The 22,580-nt window shown below is 62.9% G+C and carries 15 protein-coding genes and 1 pseudogene; 5 read left to right on the forward strand and 11 right to left on the reverse strand.

Annotated features, from left to right (window positions below):
- Positions 1 to 124: 124 nt before the first annotated feature.
- From V5B39_RS11105 to V5B39_RS11140, 8 genes and pseudogenes are all read right to left on the reverse strand, one after another.
- A pseudogene (locus V5B39_RS11105) lies at positions 125 to 889 on the reverse strand (cytochrome D1 domain-containing protein); the annotation flags it as partial.
- Between the two features lie 137 nt (positions 890 to 1,026).
- A complete protein-coding gene (locus V5B39_RS11110; RefSeq protein ID WP_332342957.1) occupies positions 1,027 to 1,827 on the reverse strand; it encodes a peptidylprolyl isomerase in 801 nt (266 codons plus the stop codon).
- A gap of 12 nt (positions 1,828 to 1,839) precedes the next feature.
- Positions 1,840 to 2,574: a respiratory nitrate reductase subunit gamma gene (gene narI, locus V5B39_RS11115; protein ID WP_332342958.1), complete on the reverse strand. Its 735-nt coding sequence runs from the start codon at positions 2,572 to 2,574 to the stop codon at positions 1,840 to 1,842.
- On the reverse strand, positions 2,571 to 3,260 hold the full coding sequence (gene narJ / locus V5B39_RS11120) for a nitrate reductase molybdenum cofactor assembly chaperone (protein WP_332342959.1): 690 nt from the start codon (positions 3,258 to 3,260) through the stop codon (positions 2,571 to 2,573). The genes narI and narJ overlap by 4 nt, the downstream gene beginning before the upstream one ends.
- Positions 3,261 to 3,263: 3 nt before the next feature.
- A complete protein-coding gene (narH, locus tag V5B39_RS11125; protein ID WP_332342960.1) occupies positions 3,264 to 4,796 on the reverse strand; it encodes a nitrate reductase subunit beta in 1,533 nt (510 codons plus the stop codon).
- The gene (locus V5B39_RS11130) at positions 4,793 to 8,599 is read right to left on the reverse strand and encodes a nitrate reductase subunit alpha (protein WP_332342961.1); all 3,807 of its coding nucleotides are present in this window, start codon (positions 8,597 to 8,599) and stop codon (positions 4,793 to 4,795) included. The genes narH and V5B39_RS11130 overlap by 4 nt, the downstream gene beginning before the upstream one ends.
- Before the next feature lie 40 nt (positions 8,600 to 8,639).
- The gene (locus V5B39_RS11135) at positions 8,640 to 10,286 is read right to left on the reverse strand and encodes an MFS transporter (protein WP_332342962.1); all 1,647 of its coding nucleotides are present in this window, start codon (positions 10,284 to 10,286) and stop codon (positions 8,640 to 8,642) included.
- A 208-nt stretch (positions 10,287 to 10,494) separates the two neighbouring features.
- Positions 10,495 to 13,200, reverse strand: coding sequence for an MFS transporter (locus V5B39_RS11140; protein ID WP_332342991.1), 2,706 nt, complete (start codon positions 13,198 to 13,200; stop codon positions 10,495 to 10,497).
- A 500-nt stretch (positions 13,201 to 13,700) separates the two neighbouring features.
- Between V5B39_RS11140 and V5B39_RS11145 the strand changes: the two genes are divergently transcribed.
- The gene (locus V5B39_RS11145) at positions 13,701 to 14,528 is read left to right on the forward strand and encodes a PEP-CTERM sorting domain-containing protein (protein WP_332342963.1); all 828 of its coding nucleotides are present in this window, start codon (positions 13,701 to 13,703) and stop codon (positions 14,526 to 14,528) included.
- Between the two features lie 98 nt (positions 14,529 to 14,626).
- Here the strand turns inward: V5B39_RS11145 and V5B39_RS11150 are convergent, their stop codons facing one another.
- Positions 14,627 to 15,388: a PEP-CTERM sorting domain-containing protein gene (locus V5B39_RS11150; RefSeq protein WP_332342964.1), complete on the reverse strand. Its 762-nt coding sequence runs from the start codon at positions 15,386 to 15,388 to the stop codon at positions 14,627 to 14,629.
- A 171-nt stretch (positions 15,389 to 15,559) separates the two neighbouring features.
- On the opposite strand from V5B39_RS11150, the gene V5B39_RS11155 reads away from it, so the two are divergent.
- Together V5B39_RS11155 and V5B39_RS11160 are read left to right on the forward strand one after the other, a co-directional pair.
- A complete protein-coding gene (locus V5B39_RS11155; RefSeq protein WP_332342965.1) occupies positions 15,560 to 16,072 on the forward strand; it encodes a gluconate 2-dehydrogenase subunit 3 family protein in 513 nt (170 codons plus the stop codon).
- The gene (locus V5B39_RS11160) at positions 16,072 to 17,736 is read left to right on the forward strand and encodes a GMC family oxidoreductase (RefSeq protein ID WP_332342966.1); all 1,665 of its coding nucleotides are present in this window, start codon (positions 16,072 to 16,074) and stop codon (positions 17,734 to 17,736) included. The genes V5B39_RS11155 and V5B39_RS11160 overlap by 1 nt, the downstream gene beginning before the upstream one ends.
- A 20-nt stretch (positions 17,737 to 17,756) precedes the next feature.
- Here V5B39_RS11160 and V5B39_RS11165 read toward each other — a convergent pair whose 3' ends face one another.
- Positions 17,757 to 18,671 carry a DMT family transporter gene (locus V5B39_RS11165; RefSeq protein ID WP_332342967.1) on the reverse strand — a complete coding sequence of 305 codons (915 nt, stop codon included), beginning with the start codon at positions 18,669 to 18,671 and terminating at the stop codon, positions 17,757 to 17,759.
- A 124-nt stretch (positions 18,672 to 18,795) separates the two neighbouring features.
- Entirely contained in the window at positions 18,796 to 19,407 is a 612-nt protein-coding gene (gene thpR / locus V5B39_RS11170; protein ID WP_332342968.1) for an RNA 2',3'-cyclic phosphodiesterase, read from the reverse strand.
- 438 nt (positions 19,408 to 19,845) lie between these two features.
- Here thpR and V5B39_RS11175 point away from each other — a divergent pair, with 438 nt between their 5' ends.
- Entirely contained in the window at positions 19,846 to 21,870 is a 2,025-nt protein-coding gene (locus V5B39_RS11175) for an NADPH-dependent 2,4-dienoyl-CoA reductase (RefSeq protein ID WP_332342969.1), read from the forward strand.
- Positions 21,871 to 21,902: 32 nt separating this feature from the next.
- Entirely contained in the window at positions 21,903 to 22,463 is a 561-nt protein-coding gene (locus V5B39_RS11180; RefSeq protein WP_332342970.1) for a TetR/AcrR family transcriptional regulator, read from the forward strand.
- Positions 22,464 to 22,580: the final 117 nt, after the last annotated feature.

The raw sequence follows: 22,580 nt of genomic DNA on the forward strand, positions 1-22,580 counted from the left end.
CAAGCCTATCCTGCCGATCAAGGATATCTGGCTCCATCCCCTGCACAGGAACTTCCGCTCAATTCTGTGTCGCTAGCGCCGATCGTCAAGGTCAGACTTGGCCCACGGGTTCACCGAATACTTACCCGGCAATCGCCAGCTTGTCTTCAAAGCCCTTGAATTTGGACGTATCTACCGAGCGGGCCTCGAGACCAATCTTGAGCTCGGCAACATTGTCCGGTTTCTCCATCCAGAGATCGATGAGGTTGAGGCGTGCATCGCGGCCAATGACGTAGAGGTAGCGGCCGGAAGCCGACATACGCGAAATGTGCACGGCGTAGCCGGTCTTGACAATGTTGATGATCTTCTTGGTGTCGCCGTCGATCAGGGCCACTTCTCCGGAATCACGCAGTGTCGTCGAGAAGATGTTGTCGAGGTTGTAGTTGTTCATCTTCTTCGTCGGACGCTTCTCGGGCGGCACGATGACCTTCCAGGTCTTCTTCATGTCGGCCATCGAGAATTCGGGCGGAGTCGGCGGCTCCTGCTGGATGTAGCGCGCCATCAGGTCGACTTCGTCGTCGCTGAGTTCACCCGAGGTCCCCCAGTTCGGCATGCCGGCCGGCGAACCATACTTGATGAACACTTTCAGGTAGTCGGTACCACTGGCCAGTGTCTTGTCCGGCGTCAATGCCTTGCCGGTGGCACCCTTGCGCAGAACGCCGTGGCAACCGGCGCAGCGCTCGAAGTAGATCTGCCTCGCCTTGTCGAATTCGGCTTTGGTCATCGCTGGCGCCTTGGGATCGATGCTCTGGTGCATCGGCTCGCTGGCCAGCGGCGAGCCGGCTGCCTGGTATTTGACTTCGGCCGGGGTCACGCTCTTCTTGCCTTCCTCGGCAAATGCGCTGCTCATGGTCAAGGTCAAGGCGGTGACGGCAAAGAGTCCGGCCATGGATCGAATTGTTCGCATTTTCTCCCCTTCTAGATAGTTGTCGAAAGTCAATAGTCTCAGATTTCTGGTGCGCGCTGTCCTTGATAAAAATCAAGTCGCTAATCCAGGCCAACCCCGACCAGCACGGCTGCCCCGGCCAGTACCTGCAGGTACTGGCGCAACACGGTCACGTAGCTGTGTTGACGCAATGACTGGGCCACCGTTGCGCGTACCGTGGCAAAGGGCTGTGTGACACCTGGCATCCGTTCGACCACCTCGATCACGTGCAGGCCGAAGCGGCTGCGAACCAGTCGAGGCAGGACGCCCACTTCGACATGGCCAAACACTTCGCGGGCAACTTCCGGAGCGCAATCGGCCGCGCTCAGCCACCCGAGATCGCCTCCCTCAGCAGCGCTCGGACAGTTGGAGAGGGTCCGTGCCGCTTCGCTGAAACGGTCAACGTCCTGATCATTGCGGCTGCGGACGTCGAGCAGTGCCGCTTCTGCACGCTGGCGCAGGGCAGGAACCTGCACGCCCGGCGTCACGGCAAAAAGGATATGGCGAAGACGAACCCGTTCGCCGGTCCGGTAAGCGCTCTGGTGCGCTGCGTAGTGGCGGCGACACTCGTCTTCGGACGGGTCCGGCACCTTCAGGGTGCTTTCGAGCAGCGCTTCAATGGCATTCGCGGCGGCTTCACTGAGCACCCCGTCAGGAGTAGCCTGATCGTCTGACTCCAGCAGTCCTGCTGCCTGCGCTGCCTGTCGCAACAGCTCGGTGCAGGCGCGCTGGCGCAGGGTTGCTGCGTCGAGCGATTCATCGCCTGCATGCAGTGCCACCCCGTTGACGCGCGCGATGGCGGCGACCGTGTCGGCAACCTCGAAAGGGGTCGTGGCAGTAGCCAGGGTCGTGGCAGTAGCCATCTCCACTCTCCTCTAATTGCGGGCTGGTGGCGTGTTGTGGCCGCTTGGCAGATTGAGCCGGCGGGATCGCACCAACTGATACGGGCGGAACGCATAGGCAATCGACGCAAAACCGCTCCACACATGCACCAGCCGGCTGAACGGCAGCAGCAGGAAAATCGTCATTCCCAGCACCAGGTGGATCTTGTACGGCCAGGCCAGCGCCACGAGACCGGCGGCGTCGGGGCGGAAGGTGACGATGCGCTGCGCCCAGTCGGACAGCGCGAGCATCACGCTGGCGTCCTCGTGCCCGAAAGAGTAGGGCAGCGTGATCAGCCCGATGGTCAGTTGCACCCACAGGATGATCAGGATCGCGAGGTCAGTGCGATGGCTGGTGAGGCGGATGCGTGGATCGGACAGGCGCCGATGCACGAGCAGGGTCAGCCCGATGAAGCAGATCACGCCGGCGATGCCGCCGGCCACCACCGCCACTACCTGCTTGCGCTCCGGTGAAATGAACGGCTCGTACAGCCAATGCGGCGTCAGCAGGCCGACGGTATGGCCCATCAGCAGGAACAGGATGCCGACGTGGAAGAGGTTGCTGCCCCAGCGCAGCGTTCCGGTGCGCAGCAGTTGCGATGAATCGCTCTTCCAGGTGTACTGGTCGCGGTCGAAGCGCGCCAGGCTGCCCATCAGGAAGACCGCCAGGCACAGGTACGGATAGACGTTGAAGAAGAAGTTGTGGGCGTAGGCTTGCAGGGTGTTCATGTGCGCGCTCCTTGGGTGGAGGTGGGGCGGACGAAATGGATCGGCTGTGCCGTGTGGGTTCGTTGCTGGCCGCGTGCGGCGCAACCGTCGAAGGCGGCGGGCTCGGCCCAGGTATCGTCGATCGGCTCGTCGTCGGGAAGGCTGACCGGTCTTGCCTTGCCGCCCGCCAGTTCGAGCAGGGCGCCCAGGGCACTGGCGTAGCGGCTGTGGCGCTTGAGCAGGGCATTGAAGATGACGTTCAGGATCTCTTCCATCTCGTTGAGGAAGGCGCGCGCTTCGCGTGGCGGTTGTGTCGATGCGTACTCGAGCACCGCCGGCAAGTAATCGGGCAACGTTCCTTCCGTCAGGTACAGGCCGGCTTGCTCAAAGGTCTGCGCCAGATCGATCATCGCCGGGCCGCGCTCGCGCGAATCGCCGTGCACATGTTCAAAGAGGTGCAGCGAGGTGCGGCGCCCGCTGTCGAAGAGTTGCACATAATCAGCTTCGGCATCGAGGTCAGTCTGGCGATCGATGCTGGCGATCAGGGCGTCGAGTTCCGCCAGGCGCGCCGGCGCGAGCGCCCGTTCATCATGCAGTGCGTGGCGCATGACGTTCAGGTGCTGGCGCAGGTCGGCATCAGGATAGCTCAGCAACCGCGCCAGAACCCGCAGGGTGATCGCCATGGCCGGGATTTTCGGCGAAAACATCGCTCAGACCTCCGCCTTGATGGGAATCGTTCGCTTCTTCTCGCTACCGAACAGGCTCATCTCGCCGATTCCTTCGGAGCAGCCGTTACCGAACGAGAAGCCACAGCCACCGCGCACGTTGAAAGTGTTCTCGGCATACTCGCGGTGGCTGGTCGGGATCACGAAGCGGTCTTCGTAGTTGGCGATGGCCATCACCTGATACATCTCTTCGACTTCGGCCTGGGTCATCTGGACCTGCTTGAGAACGTCGAGGTCGGTGCGGCCTTCGACATGTTTTGCGCGCTGATACGCACGCATCGCCAGCATCCGTTCGAGCGCCCGCACCACTGGCGTGGTATCGCCGGCGGTCAGCAGGTTGGCCAGGTACTTGACCGGGATGCGCAGTTGCTTGACGTCGGGGATCTCGCCGTTGCTCCCCAATTGACCGGCGTTGGCGGCAGCGGTGATTGGCGACAGCGGCGGCACGTACCAGACCATCGGCAGCGTGCGGTATTCGGGATGCAGCGGCAGGGCGACCTTCCAGTCGATGGCCATCTTGTAGACCGGACTCTTGCGTGCAGCGTCCATCCAGGCATCGGGAATGCCATCGCGGCGCGCCTGCTCGATGACCTGGGGATCGTCCGGGTCGAGGAAGAGCTGCAGTTGCGCCGGGTAGAGGTTGCGATCGTGTTCGACTGCGGCAGCTTCCTCGATCCGGTCGGCGTCATACAGCAGGACGCCCAGATAGCGGATACGGCCGACACAGGTTTCCGAACAGACCGTCGGCTGTCCGGATTCGATACGGGGATAGCAGAAGATGCACTTTTCGGCCTTGCCACTCTTCCAGTTGTAGTAGATCTTCTTGTACGGGCAGCCGCTGACGCACATCCGCCAGCCGCGGCACTTGTCCTGGTCAATCAGGACGATGCCGTCCTCCTCGCGCTTGTAGATCGAACCCGACGGGCAACTCGCCACACACGCCGGGTTCAGGCAATGCTCGCAAAGCCGCGGCAGATACATCATGAAGGTGTTCTCGAACTCGCCGGCCATCGCTTTCTGTGCGGCCTCGAAACCGTCGAAGTTCTGGTCGGCGCTGCGCTTGCTGAATTCGCCGCCGAGGATTTCTTCCCAGTTCGGTCCCCAGACGATCTTGTCCATCTGCATGCCGGTGATCAGGCTGCGCGGCCGCGCCGTCGGGCTGGCCTTCATCTCCGGCGCACTTTGCAGGTGGTCGTAGTCGAAAGTGAAGGGCTCGTAGTAGTCGTCGATCTCCGGCAGGTTGGGGTTGGCGAAGATCCTCATCAAGAGCTTCCACTTGCCTCCCTGGCGCGGCTCGATCGAGCCATTCGCCTTGCGTATCCAGCCGCCGTTCCACTTGTCCTGGTTTTCCCATTCCTTGGGGTAGCCGATGCCGGGCTTGGTTTCGACGTTGTTGAACCAGGCGTACTCCATTCCCGGGCGACTGGTCCAGACGTTCTTGCAGGTGACAGAACAGGTGTGACAACCGATGCACTTGTCGAGGTTGAGCACCATGCCGATCTGTGCGCGGACTTTCATGCGTTTTCTCCTTGTGCCTGTACGAGCGCGATACGTTCGCTGCCAACCGGCGTGTCGAGCCAGTCGATCTTGTTCATTTTGCGCACCACGACGAACTCGTCACGGTTGGTGCCGATGGTCCCGTAATAGTTGAAGCCGTACGAGAACTGCGCGTAACCACCGATCATGTGCGTCGGTTTGAGTACGATGCGCGTCACCGAATTGTGAATGCCGCCACGTACGCCGGTGATCTCGGCGCCGGGGGTGTTCACGATCTTTTCCTGGGCGTGATACATCATCACCATGCCCGGATTGACCCGCTGACTGACCACCGCCCGCGCGGCGATGGCGCCATTGACGTTGAACAGTTCGACCCAGTCGTTATCGACGATGCCGGCCGTTCGCGCGTCGTCCTCGCTCAACCAGATGATCGGCCCGCCACGGCTGAGCGTCAGCATCATCAGATTGTCGGTGTAGGTCGAGTGAATCCCCCACTTCTGGTGCGGTGTAATGAAGTTGAGCAGGATCTCCGGGTTGCCATTGCGCCGACGGCCATGAATGCCGGCGGTGGTCTTCAGATCGACCGGTGGGCGATAGCTCGAGAAGCCTTCACCGAAAGCGATCATCCAGGGGTGATCGAGGTAGAACTGCTGGCGCCCGCTCAGCGTGCGCCAGGGGATCAGCTCGTGCACATTGGTGTAGCCGGCGTTGTACGAAACCGTCTCGCTCTCGATGCCACTCCAGGTCGGAGAGCTGATGATCTTGCGCGGTTGCGCCTGGATGTCGCGATAGCGAATTTTCTCGTCCTCGCGGTACAGTGCGAGATGCGTATGATCGAGTCCGGTCTGCTTGCCGAGCGCTTTCCAGGCCTTGACCGCCACATGACCGTTGGTTTCCGGTGCGAGCTGCAGAATGACTTCGCAGGCGTCGATATCCGTGTCGATGTTCGGCAGGCCGCAGGAAGCGCCTTCGGACTGAACCAGGCCGCTGAGTTCGCCGAGTTGCTTGACCTCATCCTGCGTGTTCCAGCCGATTCCCTTGCCGCCATTGCCGAGCTTGCCCATCAGTGGACCGAGGGCAGTAAAGCGCTTATAGACGTTCGGATAGTCGCGTTCGACGACCTGCACCTGCGGCGCGGTCTTGCCGGGAATCAGGTCGGTCTCGCCGCGTTTCCAGTCCTTGACATCCAGCGGCTGCGCCAGTTCTCCGGCGGTGTCGTGCATCATCGGGGTGAGCACGACTTCCCGTTCGACTCCGAGATGGCCGACACACACTTCGCTGAACTTCCTGGCGAAGCCCTTGTAGATCTCCCAGTCGCTGCGCGACTGCCAGGCCGGGTCGACCGCGGCCGAAAGCGGATGGATGAAGGGGTGCATGTCGCTGGTGTTGAGGTCGTTCTTCTCGTACCAGGTGGCCGTCGGCAGGACGATGTCGGAGTAGAGGCAGGTGGTGCTCATGCGAAAATCGAGCGTCACCAGGAGGTCGAGCTTGCCTTCCGGCCCTTTTTCGTGCCATACGACTTCGCTCGGTTTGGCCTGCTCAGTTCCCAGATCCTTGCCCTGCACGCCGTTGCTGGTGCCCAGCAGGTGCTTGAGGAAATACTCATGCCCCTTGCCCGACGAGCCAAGCAGGTTCGAGCGCCAGACGAAGAGGTTGCGCGGCCAGTTGTTGGGGTGATCGGGATCGGTACAGCTCATTTTCAGCGACCCATCCTTGAGCGCCTTGCCCACATACTCCCGAGGTTCCAAGCCCGCCGCCTGCGCGTCGCGCACGACCTGCATGGGATTCGTCTGCAATTGCGGCGCCGAGGGCAGCCAGCCCATGCGTTCGGCGCGCACGTTGTAGTCGATCATGCTGCCGGCGTATCGGGTCCTGTCGGCCAGGGGCGAGAGCACTTCTGCGAGGTCGAGCTTCTCGTAGCGCCACTGATCGGTATGCGCGTAGAAGAAGCTGGTCGAATTCATCTGGCGGGGCGGACGAATCCAGTCGAGCGCAAAGGCCAGTGCCGTCCAGCCGGTCTGCGGACGAAGTTTCTCCTGACCGACGTAGTGTGCCCAGCCGCCGCCGCTCTGGCCGATGCAGCCACACATCATCAGCATGTTGATGACCCCGCGGTAGTTCATGTCGCTGTGGTACCAGTGGTTCATCGCCGCGCCGATGATGACCATCGACTTGCCGTGCGTCTTGTCGGCGTTGTCCGCGAACTGGCGGGCGACGGTGATGATCTGATCGCGCGGCACGCCGGTGATGCTTTCCTGCCATGCCGGCGTGTAGGGCGTGTTGTCATCGAAGCTCGACGCTGCCTGTTCGCCGGACAAGCCACGTGCAACGCCATAGTGGGCGACCTGCAGGTCGAATACCGTCGCCACCAGCACTTCGCGCGGACCCGCATCGCCAGCCAGCGTGAGGCGCCGTACCGGCACCGTACGCACCAGCACGTCGCTCTGCGCATTGTTCGGGAAGTGTTCGCTCTCGATGCCCCCGAAATACGGGAAACCGACCCGCGCCGTCTGTATCGCCGATGCGGCGCCTTCGAGCAGCGACAGCTTGAGCCTGACCTTGCCGGCGGCGACGGCCTCGCGGGCTTCGAGGTTCCACTTGCCTTGATCGGAACGTCCTTCAGCACCCCAGCGGAAACCGATCGAACCGTTCGGCAAGACCACCTCGTCGGTTTCGTCGATGGCCACGGTTTTCCACTCGGGATTGTTGTCCTGACCGAATTTTCCGTCGAAGTCGGAGGCGCGCACGTACCGATCCGGCACCAGCAGCGGCTCGTCGCCGGCGCCGGCATGCTCCTTGAGCATCACCAGCAGCGGCAGGTCGGTATAGCGGCGAGCGTAGTCGTCGAAGTACTCGCTGCGCTTGTCGAAATAGAATTCCTTCAGGATCACATGCCCCATCGCCATCGCCACCGCGGCGTCAGTGCCCTGTTTGGGGTGCATCCACAGATCGGCAAGCTTGGCGACTTCGGAATAGTCGGGCGTGACGGCGACGGTCTTGGCGCCCTTGTAGCGCACCTCGGTAAAGAAGTGAGCGTCGGGCGTGCGTGTTTGCGGTACGTTCGAACCCCAGGCGATGATGAAGGTGGAGTTGTACCAGTCGGCGGATTCGGGAACGTCGGTCTGCTCGCCCCAGATCTGCGGGCTGGACGGCGGCAGGTCGCAGTACCAGTCGTAGAAGCTCATGCATACCCCGCCGATCAGGCTCAGATAGCGGCTGCCGGCGGCATAGCTGACCATCGACATGGCGGGAATCGGCGAGAATCCGATCACCCGGTCGGGGCCGTATTTCTTGATCGTGTAGACGTTGGCCGCGGCAACGATTTCGTTGACCTCGTCCCAGCTCGAACGGACGAAGCCGCCGAGACCACGCACGCTCTGGTAGTCGCGGCGCTTGTCGTCGGATTCGACGATCGATGCCCAGGCCGCCACGGGATCATGTGCCAGGCGTGCTGCACGCCAGCTCTTGAGCAGGCGCCCGCGAACCATCGGGTGTTTGACGCGATTGGCGCTGTACAGGTACCAGCTATAGCTCGCGCCGCGCGCACAGCCGCGTGGCTCGTGGTTGGGCATGTCCCAGCGTGTGCGCGGATAGTCGGTCTGCTGGGTTTCCCAGGTGACGATGCCGCCCTTGACGTAGATTTTCCACGAGCACGAACCCGTGCAATTGACGCCGTGTGTCGAGCGAACGATCTTGTCGTGCGCCCAGCGATTGCGGTAGGCGTCTTCCCAGGTGCGGTCCTCACCCGTGACCATCCCATGGTCATTGGAAAAGGCTTCTTTCGGTGCGGAAAAGTAGCTCAGTCGATCTAGAAAGTGGCTCATGCGAATTCCTCGGGAACTTGGGCGGGGGGTCTCTGGGCGGTCAGGGATTCTTCACGTACGCATTCGCACGCAGGTAGAACCACCAGTTGAGCACCAGACACAAGGCGTAAAAGGCAGCGAAACCGTACATGGCAATCTCCGGCGTACCGGCCTTGATCTGCTGACCGATCACCACCGGCGCGATGAACGCGCCATAGGCGGCGATGGCCGAGGTCCAGCCGAGGACGGGGCCAGCCTGCTGACGGTCGAAGATCACCCCGATGGTGCGGAAAGTCGAACCGTTGCCGATGCCGCTGGCGGCGAAGAGGACGATGAACAGGCCGAGAAATGCCGGGAAGTACTGTTCCGGCGTGGCCGATGCGTAGGCCTGCATCATCACGTAGCCCACTGCGATCGAGGCGACGACCATGGCCGCGGAGATGACCTGGGTGACGATCGAGCCGCCCAGCTTGTCGGAAATCCAGCCGCCGACCGGCCGGATCGCTGCACCGACGAAGGGGCCGATCCAGGCATAGGTGAACGCCGACGGCGCATTCGGATTCTTCAAGGTGTGCTGCAGCACGCCGTTGGCATCGGGGACGTGGCTGATCCCGAAGATCACCGTGATCGACAGCGGCAGCGCCATCGAGAAACCGATGAACGAGCCGAAGGTCACGATGTACAGCAGCGTCATCGACCAGGTGTGTTTGTCGCGGAAGATCGCAAACTGCTTGGCGACGTTCTCCTTCATCGTGCCGAAGGCCGCCAGCCGCATCACCAGCAGGGCACTGATCACGTCGAGCGGAACGGCCACCCACATGTTGATCAGACCCAGGCCGGTCGGTGCGGGCAGATACAGGTACAGGATGGCGATCGCCGGCACGAAGGCCAGCGAGTACAGGTAGGTGATCTTGGCGAAGGCAACAATCGGGGTTCCCGTGTCAGGGGAAACCGTCTTCAGGTTGTTCATGCCGAACCAGCACAGCGCCGACAGCGGAACGAGCGAGAGCACCCAGGCGAAGCCGGCGTTCTGGATCCAGGTCGGTGTGCCGGCGGTGATCTTGCCAAGGATCCAGCCGCTGTCCTTCAGCAGCGTCATCGGCTCACCACCGAAGGTACCAAACAGACCCACGGTCATCGCCAGCGGGATGACGATCTGCATCGTCGTCACACCGAAGTTGCCAAGCCCGGCGTTGAGGCCCAGCGCGGTACCCTGCAGCCGCTTCGGGAAAAAGGTGCTGATGTTCGACATCGAACTCGCGAAGTTGCCACCGCCGACGCCCGACCACAGTGCCATCAACTGAAACGCCCACAACGGCCAGTCCTTGTGCTGCAGGGCAATGCCGGTGCCGATCGCCGGCGACAGGAGCATCGCCGTAGTCAGAAAGATGGTGTTGCGCCCGCCGGCCAGGCGGATCAGGAACGACGCGGGGATGCGCATCGTCGCCCCGGCAATGCCCGCAATCGCGGTCAGTGTGAACAGCTCGGCCTGGGTGAACGGGAACCCGAGGTTGAGCATCTGTACGGTGATGATCCCCCACATGCCCCAGACGGCGAAACCGCAGAGTAGTGCCGGCACCGAAATCCAGAGGTTACGGTAGGCGATCTTCTTGCCGGTGCTCTCCCAGAATGCGTCGTCCTCGGGTCGCCAGTCGATGACGTCGGCCGAACTCGTGCGCACGGGCGCGGCGGGATGGGTGCTTTGCATAAGGGCTCCGTAAATGAAGTGGGACGATGCGTGCAGTCTTACCGCTCCGTTGACTGTCATGCAGCACGAATCAGGCGGCGCGGTATCGGGAGAAAAGGTACTGGGCGAAGCAGGCTTGCTCTTTGATGTGCGTCAAGAGAACCGGCGAGCCATTTTGCCGCCGGGCTGTCGCCGGCTCGGCGGCTGAGGGACCCCCTCGCTCGCTGCGCTAACATGCGACCTCCGCGTCCTGGCGTGCGTACCACCACCAGGTGACCGCGACGCAGCTCACGTAGAACAGGCTGAAGAAAATCAGCGCCCCTTGTGGACCACCCATCAGTTTGATGGAAGTACCGCACGCGATCGGAATGAAGAAGCCGCCGAACGCCGCCACCGCCGAACTGAAACCGACTGCTGCGGCGCCCTCGGTACTCCCCTCGCGCTGCGCCTGTTCGAGCGCAGCCTGGTCATTGCGGTTAATCACCTGCCGTTCGCATAAAGTGCGGAAAATGATCGGGATCATCCGGATGGTCGTGCCATTGCCGATGCCGGCGGCGACGAACAGGATCAGGAACATCAGCACGAAGCCCTGCACGTTGCCTTCGCCACTTGCGCCAGGCAGGAACCCGACCGCACCCAGCGGGGCCAAGGCCATGACGACGAAGCACCACACGGTGATCGAGGCACCGCCTATGCGATCGGCCAGCCATCCGCCAATGGGGCGAACGAGCGCTGCCAGAACCGGGCCGATGAAGGCCAGCTTGAAGGCATCGGACGCCGGGAACTGGGTATTGACCAGCATCGGGAAACCGGCAGCGAGGCCGATGAACGAGCCGAAGGTGCCGGTATAGAGCCAGCTCATCAGCCATTGATGCTTGTGCTTGAAGATCGCCACCTGATCGGCGAAGCCGGCGCGCACGCTGGCGATGTTGTCCATGCCGAACCAGGCAGCGAGGGTGCTGAGGACAATGAACGGCACCCAGATGAAGCCGGCATTCTGGACCCAGATCGGGGTCGTAACGCCCTGGTCTACGTGCGTCTGGGCGCTGCCGCCAAGGATCAGCAAGGCGCCTCCGTAGACCGCGATGGGTGCGATCAGTTGCGCCAGTCCGACACCCAGGTTGCCGATGCCGGCATTCAGTCCCAGCGCCGTGCCTTGCAGGCGTTTCGGGTAGAAGAAGCTGATGTTGGCCATGCTCGACGAGAAATTACCCGCCCCCAGACCGCAGAGCAAGGCAATCACTGCAAACACCGCATAATTGGTTCCGGGGTCCTGCACTGCGTAACCGATCCAGAGAGTCGGCAGGATCAGCAAGGCGGTGCTGTAAACCGTCCAGTTGCGGCCGCCGAAGATCGGTACCACGAATGAATAGAGTACGCGAAAGAAGGCCCCCGACAATCCCGGCAGCGCCGCCAGCCAGAACAACTGGTTGGTGCTGAACTGGTAGCCGATATGCGGCAGTTCGACGACGATCACGCTCCACACGACCCACACCGCAAACGCCAGCAGCAGGGCAGGCATGGAAAACAGGAGATTGCGATTGGCGATGCGCCGGCCGCTTGCCGCCCAGAAGGTCTCGTCGTCGGGGCGCCAGTCGACCAGGAGATGCCGTCGCCGGCGCGCATGTTCCAGCAGCTCCGCGTTCTGCAATTCGGCGCGCGCGGCGGCGTGCCGGAAGAGGATCTCTTCCCTTTCGCTGCTTTCGGCCCGCCAGATCCAGATCATGGTGACCACCACGACGCCGACCAGGAGCATGAAGCAACTGCTGCGCACCCCGACCACGTCGGCGGCGACACCGAACATGATCGGCAGGGTGAAACCGCCCAGACCTCCGATGACGCCGACGATGCCGCCGACCACTCCCATGCTCTTTGGATAGTGGTCGGCTAGGCTGCGGTAAACGCTGGCCTTCCCGAAGCCCTGGGCCAGACCAAGAACGAAGATCAGGATCGTGAACAGCACGATCCCCACTTCGATGCTGAAAGCGACATCGCCCTTGATGCCGTGAATGACCATGGTCGTCGGTGGATAGCTGAGGATGACCAGGGACACCAGGCTGATCCAGAGCACCCACCAGGTGACTTGGTTACCCCCCACTTTGTCGGATGCCCAACCGCCGAGGGCGCGGATCGCCCCGGAGGGCAGGTCGAACAGGATCGTCAGGAACGCAGCCGTCGCCAGCGGCAACCCATATTCGCCGACGTAGTACTTGGGCAGCCACAGCGCGAGTGCTACGAAGGCGCCGAAGACGAAGTAATAGGCCAGTCCGAAACGCCAGACCCGCAGGTCGAGCAGGGGCATGAGCTGTTCACCGAGTGTGGGGCGACGCTGGTCCTTCTGCGCGCCCTTCCGGTGCAGCGGATCTTCGTAGGTGAAGAACCAGAACAGGACCGCCATCACCAGCAGGGCGATGGAGTACACCTTGGGAACGTTCCGCCACGAACCGGTCGCCGAAGCCGCGATCAGCATCGGAGCGATGAATTTGGTGAGCGACGAACCGGCATTGCCGGCGCCGAAGATGCCCATCGCCGTGCCTTGCCGCTCCTTGCTGAACCATGCCGAGGTGTACGCGATACCCACCGCGAACGAGCCACCGGCCATGCCGACGAACAGACCCAGCACCAAGTATTGCCAGTACTCGGTGGCGTAGGACAAGAGCCAGGTGGGAATTGCAACCACAACCATCTGAATCATAAAGATGATCCGTCCGCCGTAACGGTCGGTCAGCAAACCCAGCGGCAGGCGGATCAGCGAGCCGGTGAGAATCGGAGTCGCCACCAGCAAGCCGAACTCGGTTTCGTTGAGATTGAGTTCGGCCTTGATCTTGATGCCGATGACGGAAAACATCACCCAGACGGCGAAATTCACCGCGAAGGCCAGTGTATTCATCGTCAATACGGAAATCTGCTCGCGGCTGTATCCCGACTTGCTCATCTCAGGCGGTGTCACTTTTGTTTCCTCTGTTTGTCATGCGAAGAAGATTGGGCCACGGCCCCCCCGTGGCGCAGGGTCATAAGCTCAGGATGAGCGCACCCGCAGGTCAATGGTTTGAGGTTACGGCAAGACTGGCACGGGCAGACATGATTTGGATCAAGATTCGTGTGAAAGTCGTGTCAGCAACGCAGGTATCGTCTCGCGCATGTTGGGAAAGAGGAGATTCGTGAGTCGCTGACGCGACTTTCACAATAACGTCGGAAATTTTTACACTGTGCACGACAGAAATTGGTTCATGAATTCATAACTATCTGGTTTGATTTAAATAATCAATTTTGGCATGCTATGTGCTTGCTTATCCCCCGTCCAACCATCGGCGCATCGGTGGTGGAGATACGGGGGTGTCGCGTGCTTCACATCCCGATTGTCAAAAAATAACGGTACACGGAGGACTGTATATGACGAGGACAAAAATCTTGCTGACCGGGATTGCAATTTCGATGGCGCCTCTCGCAGAGGCGGTACCGGTCATCCACTCAGCAGTGACCACCGGCGGCGCGGGAGATGTCGCTTTCAACGCGGTCATCGATTCATTCCGGAGCGACCTGGGTGTGCTCAATCCCCCCGGAGCCTGCGCGCCGGGACCCTGTACGACAGGCCGGCGGGAGATCAACTGGGATGCGGTGCCACCGGGATTCAGTTCGCCGAACGCGTTTCCAGGAGATTTCTTCAATGGCACCACCGGCATTCAGCCAGCAGGCCGGATTCGCGGGGCCACATTCACCACGCCGGGGACCGGTTTTCGTGTGAGCGCATCCGAGTTTTCCGACGAAGCAGGCTTTGGTCCTGCCGAGTTCGATGCGTTCAGCCCGGCAAGGTTGTTCGCCAGCATGGGGAGCAATATCACCGATGTGACTTTTTCCGTACCCGGGAGCCCAGGGCTGGCGGCGACGGTGCGCGGCATGGGCGTCGTCTTCGCCGATGTGGATTACACGGGAAGCGCGTCGCTGGAGTTTTTCGACACCAGCGGTGCGTCGCTGGGGTTGTTCCCGGTGGAAGGGGTCTTCCCGACTGCAGACGGGCGCAACAGCCAGGGATCATTCTCATTCCTGGGCGTCTCGTTCAACGCCGGCGAGAGAGTTTCGCGGGTGCGCATCGTATCGGGCGCGCACGGCATTGACGGCACCTATACCGGCCTGGACGATGCAGTGGTCATGGATGACTTCATCTACGCCGAGCCGCAGGCCGTGCCCGAGCCGCTGACCAGCGCCCTGGTCGGTGCCGGTCTGGCCGGGCTACTGGCATTCCGGCGGCGCCGGTCGACCTAGCCCTTCAGTTCTTGGCGGCAGTCAGCAGGAAGCCGCCGGAAAAACACCCCGCCGAAGCACGTTTCATGCACGTGCCTCGGCGTGATGTGCGCTGGCGTTCAGCGGCGGCGGCGACCCAACAGCAAAGCGAGCAAACCGGCACCGAGCAGGCCCAGCGCGCCCGGCTCGGGAACCAGACTCACTCTCGGCGAATTCGGAATCCCGCCCAAGGGGAAGGCGGGGTCGCCAGTGCGCACCGGCAGGAACGCCCACGACGCCTGGTAGGGTGCGGCAACCGCATCAAAGTCTGCAACGAAGCTGAAGCCGGGAAGCAAGCCCTCCGGCATGATGGCATCCTGCAAGGGCGATTCGCAGGACACGATTGCGGCCGCGCTGGCGATGCGTGCGGATGTGCCGACATCGACCCAGCAGTTGCTGTACCAGTGCAGCACCTCGGTGACGGTCGTAAACGGGCTGCCAGCGCCTGCGAAGAAGGGGTCGCCCGGGGTCTGCCACGCAGCGACGCCTTCCCATCCGGTGCTGGCGTTCGCCACGCCGATGGTCTCGATGCTGTAATTCCAGCCGGTCGGTGACGCGATGTTCGTGATGCCGGCATCACCGAACCAAGGCAACTCCCAGTCGACAATATAGGGCTCACGGTCGGGACCTTCGTTACGCAGACTGGTATTGTTCACCGTGTAATGGTAGGTCCAGGTGCCGTCGCTGTTATTGACGACACTGTCCGTTACGGTCGAACTGCGTGTCCAGCCACCGGCCACCCCCGCAGCGGCAGGTTGCGCGGCCACCAGGCCAAGGGCCAGAATGGCGGCCAGGCCCGCCGATCTTCTCGTGAGCGAGTGGCATGATGCTAAGGTATTCATGGAATCCCTCCTTCAGGGTCGATCTACAATGAAACCTCTCTACACTCCATGCGATAAGCAAATTTCATACCGAGAATATTTTTGTCATCGTATCAGCAGCTTGGAAAATTGCTTTGGCGCGGGTGTAAAAAAAACCGACACTTATTCCGAACAAGAGCCAAGGGAGATGCCATGCCATTCACTCGACGTCAGGTGTTGACGCTGACCGGGACTTCGCTGCTGCTGTCGATCTTTGCCTGGTGGCCGCGCCGCGAGCATCCGCCGGAACCGGTATCGAGGCAGGAAGATGCGCTGCGCGCCTGGCTGGATACGCTGTTGCCCGCCGAGGCGGATTTTCCGGGCGCAGTGGCGCTCGGAGTCAGCGAACGGATTGCGGCCGCGATTGCTCGTGAACCTGCCTACGCCCGCCTGACTGCGGCGGCCATGGCCTGGCTAGCGGCCCGCACCCGCGAGGCTGGGGGAACGACCTTTGCCGCGTTGCCAGAAGCACGGCGGGTGGACATGGTTGCGGCCGCTGCCGCCAGCCCGGAAGGTTCGACGCCTCGCACCTTCTTCCAGGCAACCCTCGATGATGCCCTGTTCCATGTCTATGCTGATGCCCGTTCCTGGACCGGACTGGCCTACGCCGGACCGCCGCAGCCGATCGGCTTTCCCGATCAGGCGGCGGCACCAAGGAGCGACTGATGCACGCGGATGTGCTCATCATCGGCGCTGGCGCTGGCGGCGCAGCCTGCGCATGGGCGCTGGCCAGCCGCGGCGTACGCGTTCTGGTACTGGAATCCGGACCCTGGTATGACCCGGTTCGTGAAAACCGCCTGCACCTGCCGGACTGGGAGCAGCACGCCTTTCCGGAAGGAAAGGAATACCAACACGCGTACACCTTCGCGCAGATGCAGGCCCTGAACCCGCAATGGGCGGAGCTGCGGTCGTGGAACCATAATCTCGGCCAGGCTGCCGGCGACACTCGGCGGGCATTGAAATACCAGCATGTCCGGGGCGTGGGGGGCAGCACCCTGCATTTCGTCGGCGAAGCGCACCGCCTCCATCCGGCGGCGATGCGCATGGCCAGCCGCTTCGGTGTCGGCGCCGACTGGCCGATGGCCTACGACGAACTGGAACGTTTCTACGTCGAGGCGGAGCATCTGATCGGCGTGGCTGGCCCATTGCATGATCGCCATCGCCCGCGCAGCCGGGGCTATCCACTGCCACCCCACGCGCATAGCTACGCCAGCCAGCGCATCGGCAGCGCCTGTGCCAGGCTGGGCATGAGCTGGTCGCCAAATCCTCTGGCCATCCTTTCCGAACCCTGGCAGGGCCGGCCCGGCTGCAACTACTGCGGTCAATGTGCCCGCGGTTGCCCACGCGCCGACAAGGGCAGCGCCGATGTCACCTTCATCGCCCAGGCGCAGGCCAGCGGACGCTGTACGGTGCTGGCGCGATCTCATGTCACGGCCATCGTGCCTGGGGATGGTGATCGCGTTGACAGGGTCAGTTGGGTCGACGCCGACGGTGCCGAGCACTCGCTGCGGCCGCGCGTGCTGGCGCTTGCCTGCGGGGCAGTGCAGACGCCTCGCTTGCTGCTGGCCAGCGCCAATGCCCATGCGCCGCAAGGTCTGGCCAACGAGTCCGGTCAGGTGGGCCGCAATTTCATGGAAACCCTGGCCTGGGCCAGCAGCGCCTTGCATCCGGATGCCCTGGGCAGCCACCGCGGCGTGCCGTCGGATGGCATTTGCTGGGATTTCAACGCTCCGGATGCCATTTCCGGTACTCCGGGCGGCGTGCGCTTCAGTGTCGGCATGGCGGAAATGGACTTGGCCGGACCCATCAACTATGCACGCAGGGTAGCCAGCGGCTGGGGGCGTGCGCATCGTGCAGCCATGCGCAATAGCTTTGGCCGGGTTCTCTCGGTGGCGTCCGTCGGCGAGTTTCTACCCAACGACGGCACCTATATCGACCTTGACCCGCACGCTCGTGACGCCCATGGCCTGGCGCTGGCGCGCATCCATAGCCGCATTGACGAGCCCGAGCTGCGTCGCCTGGTGTTCATGGCCGGCAAGTGCCGAGAAATCCTGCAGGCGGCCGGGACCGCAAAGCCCTTCGAGGAATTCGGTACTTACGATACCTTCAACGCCACGCATGTTTTCGGCACCTGCCGGATGGGGACCGATGCGCGTCATTCGGTGGTGAACAAGGTCTGCCGTAGCCACCGCTGGCGCAATCTATTCATTGTCGACGCGAGCGTGTTCCCGAGCAGCGGCGGCGGCGAATCGCCATCGCTGACCATCGAGGCCCTGGCGATCCGGACCGGAGCGCATATCCGCGATCTGCTCGCGAAGCGCGAATTGTGAGGGAAAAAAGTGGGGAGGCATCAGGCGGCTGGTCGCGCGGGCAAGTTCCCGATTGGCCGCAGCAAGGCCAGGACCTCGTTCACCAGCAGCGCGCCAAGCACCAGCGAACCGCCGGTCAGGGTGCTTGCTGCCGGCTGTTCTCCGGCACCGAGCCAGGCCCAGGTGACACCGAAGACGACTTCGAGCAGACCGAGCAGGGCAATCTCCGGCGCCGGCAGTTCACGCGACAGGCGCACCACCAACAGACAGGGAATCGCCAGTTGCACGACTCCGAGCAGTGCCAGCAGACTGAGGTCATGGACCGAGGCCTGGAAGGGATAGGCCATCGGCAGAGTCAAGGCGGCCGACAGTACGGCACCGATCAGTACTGCCGGCAACATGTTCTGGCGAGCCGCCCCATCAGCGGCGGCCCGGCTACGACCGACATGCTGCAGCGTCGTGAAGTTGAGCGCAGCAGCCAGCGGCACGGCGAACGCGACCAGGGTTCCAACCAGCGATAGGCCACTTTGCGCCTCCTGTCCGAACATCCAAGCAATGCCTGCGCCGGCCACCACGATTGCCAGCCAGGTTCGGGCTGGCAGCCGGTGCTGCAGAAAGATGCGGGTGAACAGGGCAGTGATCAGGGGGCCGATGGCCATCGTCACCAGCACGTTGGCGACCGTGGTGAGGGTCATCGCCAGCATGAAAGCGGTAAACATCACCGACCAGCAGAGGCCCGAGAACCACACTGGCCACGCGGCGTTCGCCAGCTCGTGCCACAGGCCGGGTCCGCGCATCCGCGTCAGCGCAACACTCAGCGCCAGCGCATTGAACAGGCTGCGCCAGAACGTGACCTCAAAGCCGTCTGCGGCGTCGAGATGGCGCGAAACCACCCCGGCAATGCTCCAGAGCAGCGTGACCAGCACCATCAGAGCGGCAGCACGGCGATGCGACATTTCAGTGCTTCCTGCCGCGAGGCGGCTGCGGCGTTTGCAAAAGGGCGCCATTGTGCCTGATTTCGCGGGCTTTGAAAGCGCTGCTGCGAGTGCTGCGGGTTTTTCGACTCCACTGCCGTATGGCTCAGGGATAACGGCGCCGGATCCGGTAGCCACCAGCGGCGCCCGGCAAGGATTCGACCAGCACGTAGCTGCCGACCTGCCAGAGCAGTGCCGGCGCAGCAGTGGGGGCGATGGTTCCGGCAGCGCCTCGGGCCAGCGTCACATGCGGGCGAAAGGGACGCGACTCGACCGGCAGGGCCAGTGCCTGCAGTGCTTCGCCAAGGCGGCCATGCAGTTCCTTCAGCGCCTCGGGTATGGCGCTCGTCTGCAGCACCGCGAGGCCGCGAGGCCAGATCGCAGCCTGGGTCAGAGGCAGCTCGAAAGGCGTCACCGCCACCCGCAGTCCGGCGCTCACGGCTTCGAGGCGCGGGCGCTCGACGGCACCGATGAAGTGCAGGGTCAGGTGCAGCCGCTCGGCTGGGACAGGGGATGATCCCTGCGGCCACAACCATTGCTGCTGATAGCCGAGAAGCGCCGAGTTTTCCGCGTGCGCCGGCCAGAGCGCGAGGAACAGGCGCGCGTATCCGGGACCATCCTGTGCCGACGAGGGTGGCCGGGAATTAAGCAGCCGGGAACTGGGCAGCCGGGAATGGTCTTCGGTGGGTTCAACGGGTATCGGGGAGGTAACATTCATGACGTTTTTATGTCGACGACGGGTTTCACTCACATCGCACTGGCCGGATCGCAAGACGGTGATTGCCTGTTGGCAACAACTGTCAGGCTGTCATTGTGACACCATCGCATCAGCCGTGCTCGAACCGGACAGGAAATGCCAGGACAGACCAATAGCTGTCGCAAATCTGGGCATCGTGCGTACGGTTGCTGCCCATGACCGCTGCCGGTCTCTTGCTCGCCGACGCCCAGCGCGCTGGCCTGGCGAGAACCACTTTCGTGGACCACTATACAACGCCTCTCCATCGAACAAGGGACTTCGACCGACACTTTCATTCACACCCTGTGCGGACGCCACACTTGCGTGCAGATAGCCGATCCACGATAATCCAACAAGCGATTGCTTGCTTAATTATTGATCAATTGCACCATACCCAACCCGTTCCAGGAGATTGTCCGAATGCACCCTCCCCTTTATCCCCACCTGCTTGCCCCGCTCGACCTCGGCTTTACGACACTGAAGAATCGCGTCCTGATGGGCTCGATGCACACCGGCCTCGAAGAAGCCCCGCAAGGCTTCGCCCGCCTCGCCGCCTTTTATGCCGAGCGCGCGCGTGGGGGCGTCGGGCTGATCGTGACCGGCGGCATCGCACCCAACCAGGACGGGGTGGTGATGCCCGGCGCGGCGGTACTCGAAAACGAGGCGCAAGCCGAAAAGCACCGGCAGATTACGGCCGCCGTCCACCAGGCAGGCGGCAAGATCGCCCTGCAGATCCTGCACACCGGCCGCTATGCCTATCATCGTGGTGCCGTCGCGCCGTCGGCGGTACAGGCGCCGATCTCGCCGATCCGCCCGCGCGAACTCAGCGAGGAGGACATCGAGCGGACGCTCAGGGACTATGCCCGCTGCGCCAGCCTCGCGCAACTCGCCGGCTATGACGGTGTCGAGATCATGGGGTCGGAAGGTTATCTGATCAACCAGTTCATTGCCCAGCAGACCAACTTTCGCGAGGACGGCTGGGGCGGCTGTTTCGAGAACCGCATCCGCCTCGCCGTCGAATCGGTTCGGCGCGTGCGTGCGGCAACCGGGCCGAACTTCATCATCATTTACCGCTTGTCGATGCTCGACCTGGTCGAAGGCGGCAGCACCTGGGATGAGATCGTCACCCTGGCCAAGGCCATCGAGGCAGCCGGGGCAACACTGATCAACACCGGGATCGGCTGGCATGAGGCGCGCATCCCGACGATCGCCACGATGGTCCCGCGCGCTGCCTTCGTCTGGGTCACCAAGCGCCTGATGGGCGAGGTGAACCTCCCGTTGATCACCACCAACCGCATCAACATGCCTGATGTCGCCGAGGAAGTGATCGCCTCCGGCTGCGCCGACATGGTCTCGATGGCACGCCCCTTCCTCGCCGATGCCGACTTTGTAAACAAGGCCAGCGCCGGACGCGCCGACATGATCAATACCTGTATCGCCTGCAATCAGGCCTGCCTCGACGAGATCTTCGCCGGCCGGCTGACTTCCTGTCTGGTCAACCCGCGGGCCTGTCGGGAAACCGAACTGTTGATCAAGAAGGCGGCCGTGCCGAAGCGGATCGCCGTCGTCGGCGCCGGGCCAGCGGGAATGGCCTGCGCGCTGACCGCCGCCGAACGGGGCCATTGGGTCACCCTGTTCGATGCGGCGGCAGAAATTGGCGGGCAGTTCAGGCTGGCACGCCTGATCCCTGGCAAGGAGGAGTTCGGCGAGACGCTGCGCTATTTCGATCACCGCCTGCAGGACGCGGGGGTCACCCTGGAACTCGGCAAGCGCTGCGAAGCCTCCGAGCTGGCCGATGCCGGCTTCGAACATGTCATTCTCGCCACCGGGATCGTGCCGCGGCAGCCTGAGTTGCCCGGAATCGAACACGAGAAGGTCATCTCGTATGTCGACCTGATCGAAGGTCTGCGCATCGCCGGTGAACGCGTGGCGATTATCGGTGCCGGCGGCATTGGCTTCGACGTCGCCGAGTTCCTGACCCACACCGACGACGATCGTGACGAACTCGAGCGCTTCCAGGGCGAGTGGGGGATTGATCCCGAGTTCGCCAACCGCGGCGGACTCCGGCCACCGATCCCGGAAGCCACACGACGCCGGGTCTGGCTGCTGCAGCGCAAGGGGGCCAAGGTCGGCGACGGGCTGGCCAAGACCACCGGCTGGATTCGCCGTACCCTGCTCAAGAAGCGCGGCGTACAAATGCTCTCCGGGGTGACGTACGAGCGCATCGATGATGCCGGCCTGCACCTCATCGTCGATGGTCAGCCGCAGTGCCTGCCGGTGGACCATGTGGTCGTCTGCGCCGGTCAGGAACCGTGCCGCGATCTCGAAGCCGGTCTGCGCGCCGCCGATGTGCCTCTATCGCTGATCGGTGGCGCCGATGTTGCCACCGAACTCGACGCCAAACGCGCCATCGATCAGGGAACGCGCCTGGCGGCGGCGCTCTGATCGCCATGCCAGCCGGCCGCAAACGGCAAGGCATGCTGGAGGCGAACCGCCGCGAAGATCTGTTGCAGGCGGCGGCCCGCCTGTTCGTCGAGAAAGGCTTTGACGCGACCACCACGCGTGACATCGCCGAGGCCGTCGGGATGCGCTCGGGCAGCCCCTTCTACCATTTCCGCAGCAAGCAGGAACTGCTCAAGGCGGCGATGATCGCAGGCCTGGAGACCGGCTACCGGCGCCTGCAGGCCGCCAGCGAAGACATTGTCGACCCTGCGCAGCGCCTGCGGGTGATGATCCGCATCCATCTCGGGAACCTTCTCGAAGGCGATTGCCACGTGCCGATGCTGCTCTACGAATCGCGCGCGCTCGACGCCGCGGCGAGGGCCGAAATCGCCACGGTCACTGACCGCTACCAGGAGGCATGGCAGGCAACACTGGACGAACTGGCTACCAGCGGCAGGTTGCGCAGTTCGGCAGCACCGCTGCGCCTGTTGCTCTTCGGCATGCTCAACTGGAGCAGCCAGTGGTACCGGCCGGACGGTGCGCTATCGCTCGACCAGATCGCCGCTGCCGCTGCCGATCTGTTGTTATGTCGTTAATGGAAAGTCGCCTCAGTGACTCACGAATCTCCCCTCCCCCTCGCGGGGGAGGAGTCGGGGGAGAGGGAAACGGTCATGACTTTCATGATCGGGGGTGCCTGGAAAAGTCATGACCGT

The sequence above is a fragment of the Accumulibacter sp. genome, assembly GCF_036625275.1.
In the GTDB taxonomy this organism is placed as follows: Bacteria; Pseudomonadota; Gammaproteobacteria; order Burkholderiales; family Rhodocyclaceae; genus Accumulibacter.

Coding starts and splice junctions, on each gene's coding strand:
- narJ (WP_332342959.1), bottom strand. CDS start 3,260: ATGTTTTCGCCGAAAATCCCGGCCATGGCGATCACCCTGCGGGTTCTG.
- V5B39_RS11150 (WP_332342964.1), bottom strand. CDS start 15,388: ATGAATACCTTAGCATCATGCCACTCGCTCACGAGAAGATCGGCGGGC.
- thpR (WP_332342968.1), bottom strand. CDS start 19,407: ATGAATGTTACCTCCCCGATACCCGTTGAACCCACCGAAGACCATTCC.
- narI (WP_332342958.1), bottom strand. CDS start 2,574: ATGAACACCCTGCAAGCCTACGCCCACAACTTCTTCTTCAACGTCTAT.
- V5B39_RS11135 (WP_332342962.1), bottom strand. CDS start 10,286: ATGCAAAGCACCCATCCCGCCGCGCCCGTGCGCACGAGTTCGGCCGAC.
- V5B39_RS11110 (WP_332342957.1), bottom strand. CDS start 1,827: ATGGCTACTGCCACGACCCTGGCTACTGCCACGACCCCTTTCGAGGTT.
- V5B39_RS11140 (WP_332342991.1), bottom strand. CDS start 13,200: ATGAGCAAGTCGGGATACAGCCGCGAGCAGATTTCCGTATTGACGATG.
- V5B39_RS11155 (WP_332342965.1), top strand. CDS start 15,560: ATGCCATTCACTCGACGTCAGGTGTTGACGCTGACCGGGACTTCGCTG.
- V5B39_RS11145 (WP_332342963.1), top strand. CDS start 13,701: ATGGCGCCTCTCGCAGAGGCGGTACCGGTCATCCACTCAGCAGTGACC.
- V5B39_RS11160 (WP_332342966.1), top strand. CDS start 16,072: ATGCACGCGGATGTGCTCATCATCGGCGCTGGCGCTGGCGGCGCAGCC.
- V5B39_RS11130 (WP_332342961.1), bottom strand. CDS start 8,599: ATGAGCCACTTTCTAGATCGACTGAGCTACTTTTCCGCACCGAAAGAA.
- V5B39_RS11180 (WP_332342970.1), top strand. CDS start 21,903: ATGCTGGAGGCGAACCGCCGCGAAGATCTGTTGCAGGCGGCGGCCCGC.
- narH (WP_332342960.1), bottom strand. CDS start 4,796: ATGAAAGTCCGCGCACAGATCGGCATGGTGCTCAACCTCGACAAGTGC.
- V5B39_RS11165 (WP_332342967.1), bottom strand. CDS start 18,671: ATGTCGCATCGCCGTGCTGCCGCTCTGATGGTGCTGGTCACGCTGCTC.
- V5B39_RS11175 (WP_332342969.1), top strand. CDS start 19,846: ATGCACCCTCCCCTTTATCCCCACCTGCTTGCCCCGCTCGACCTCGGC.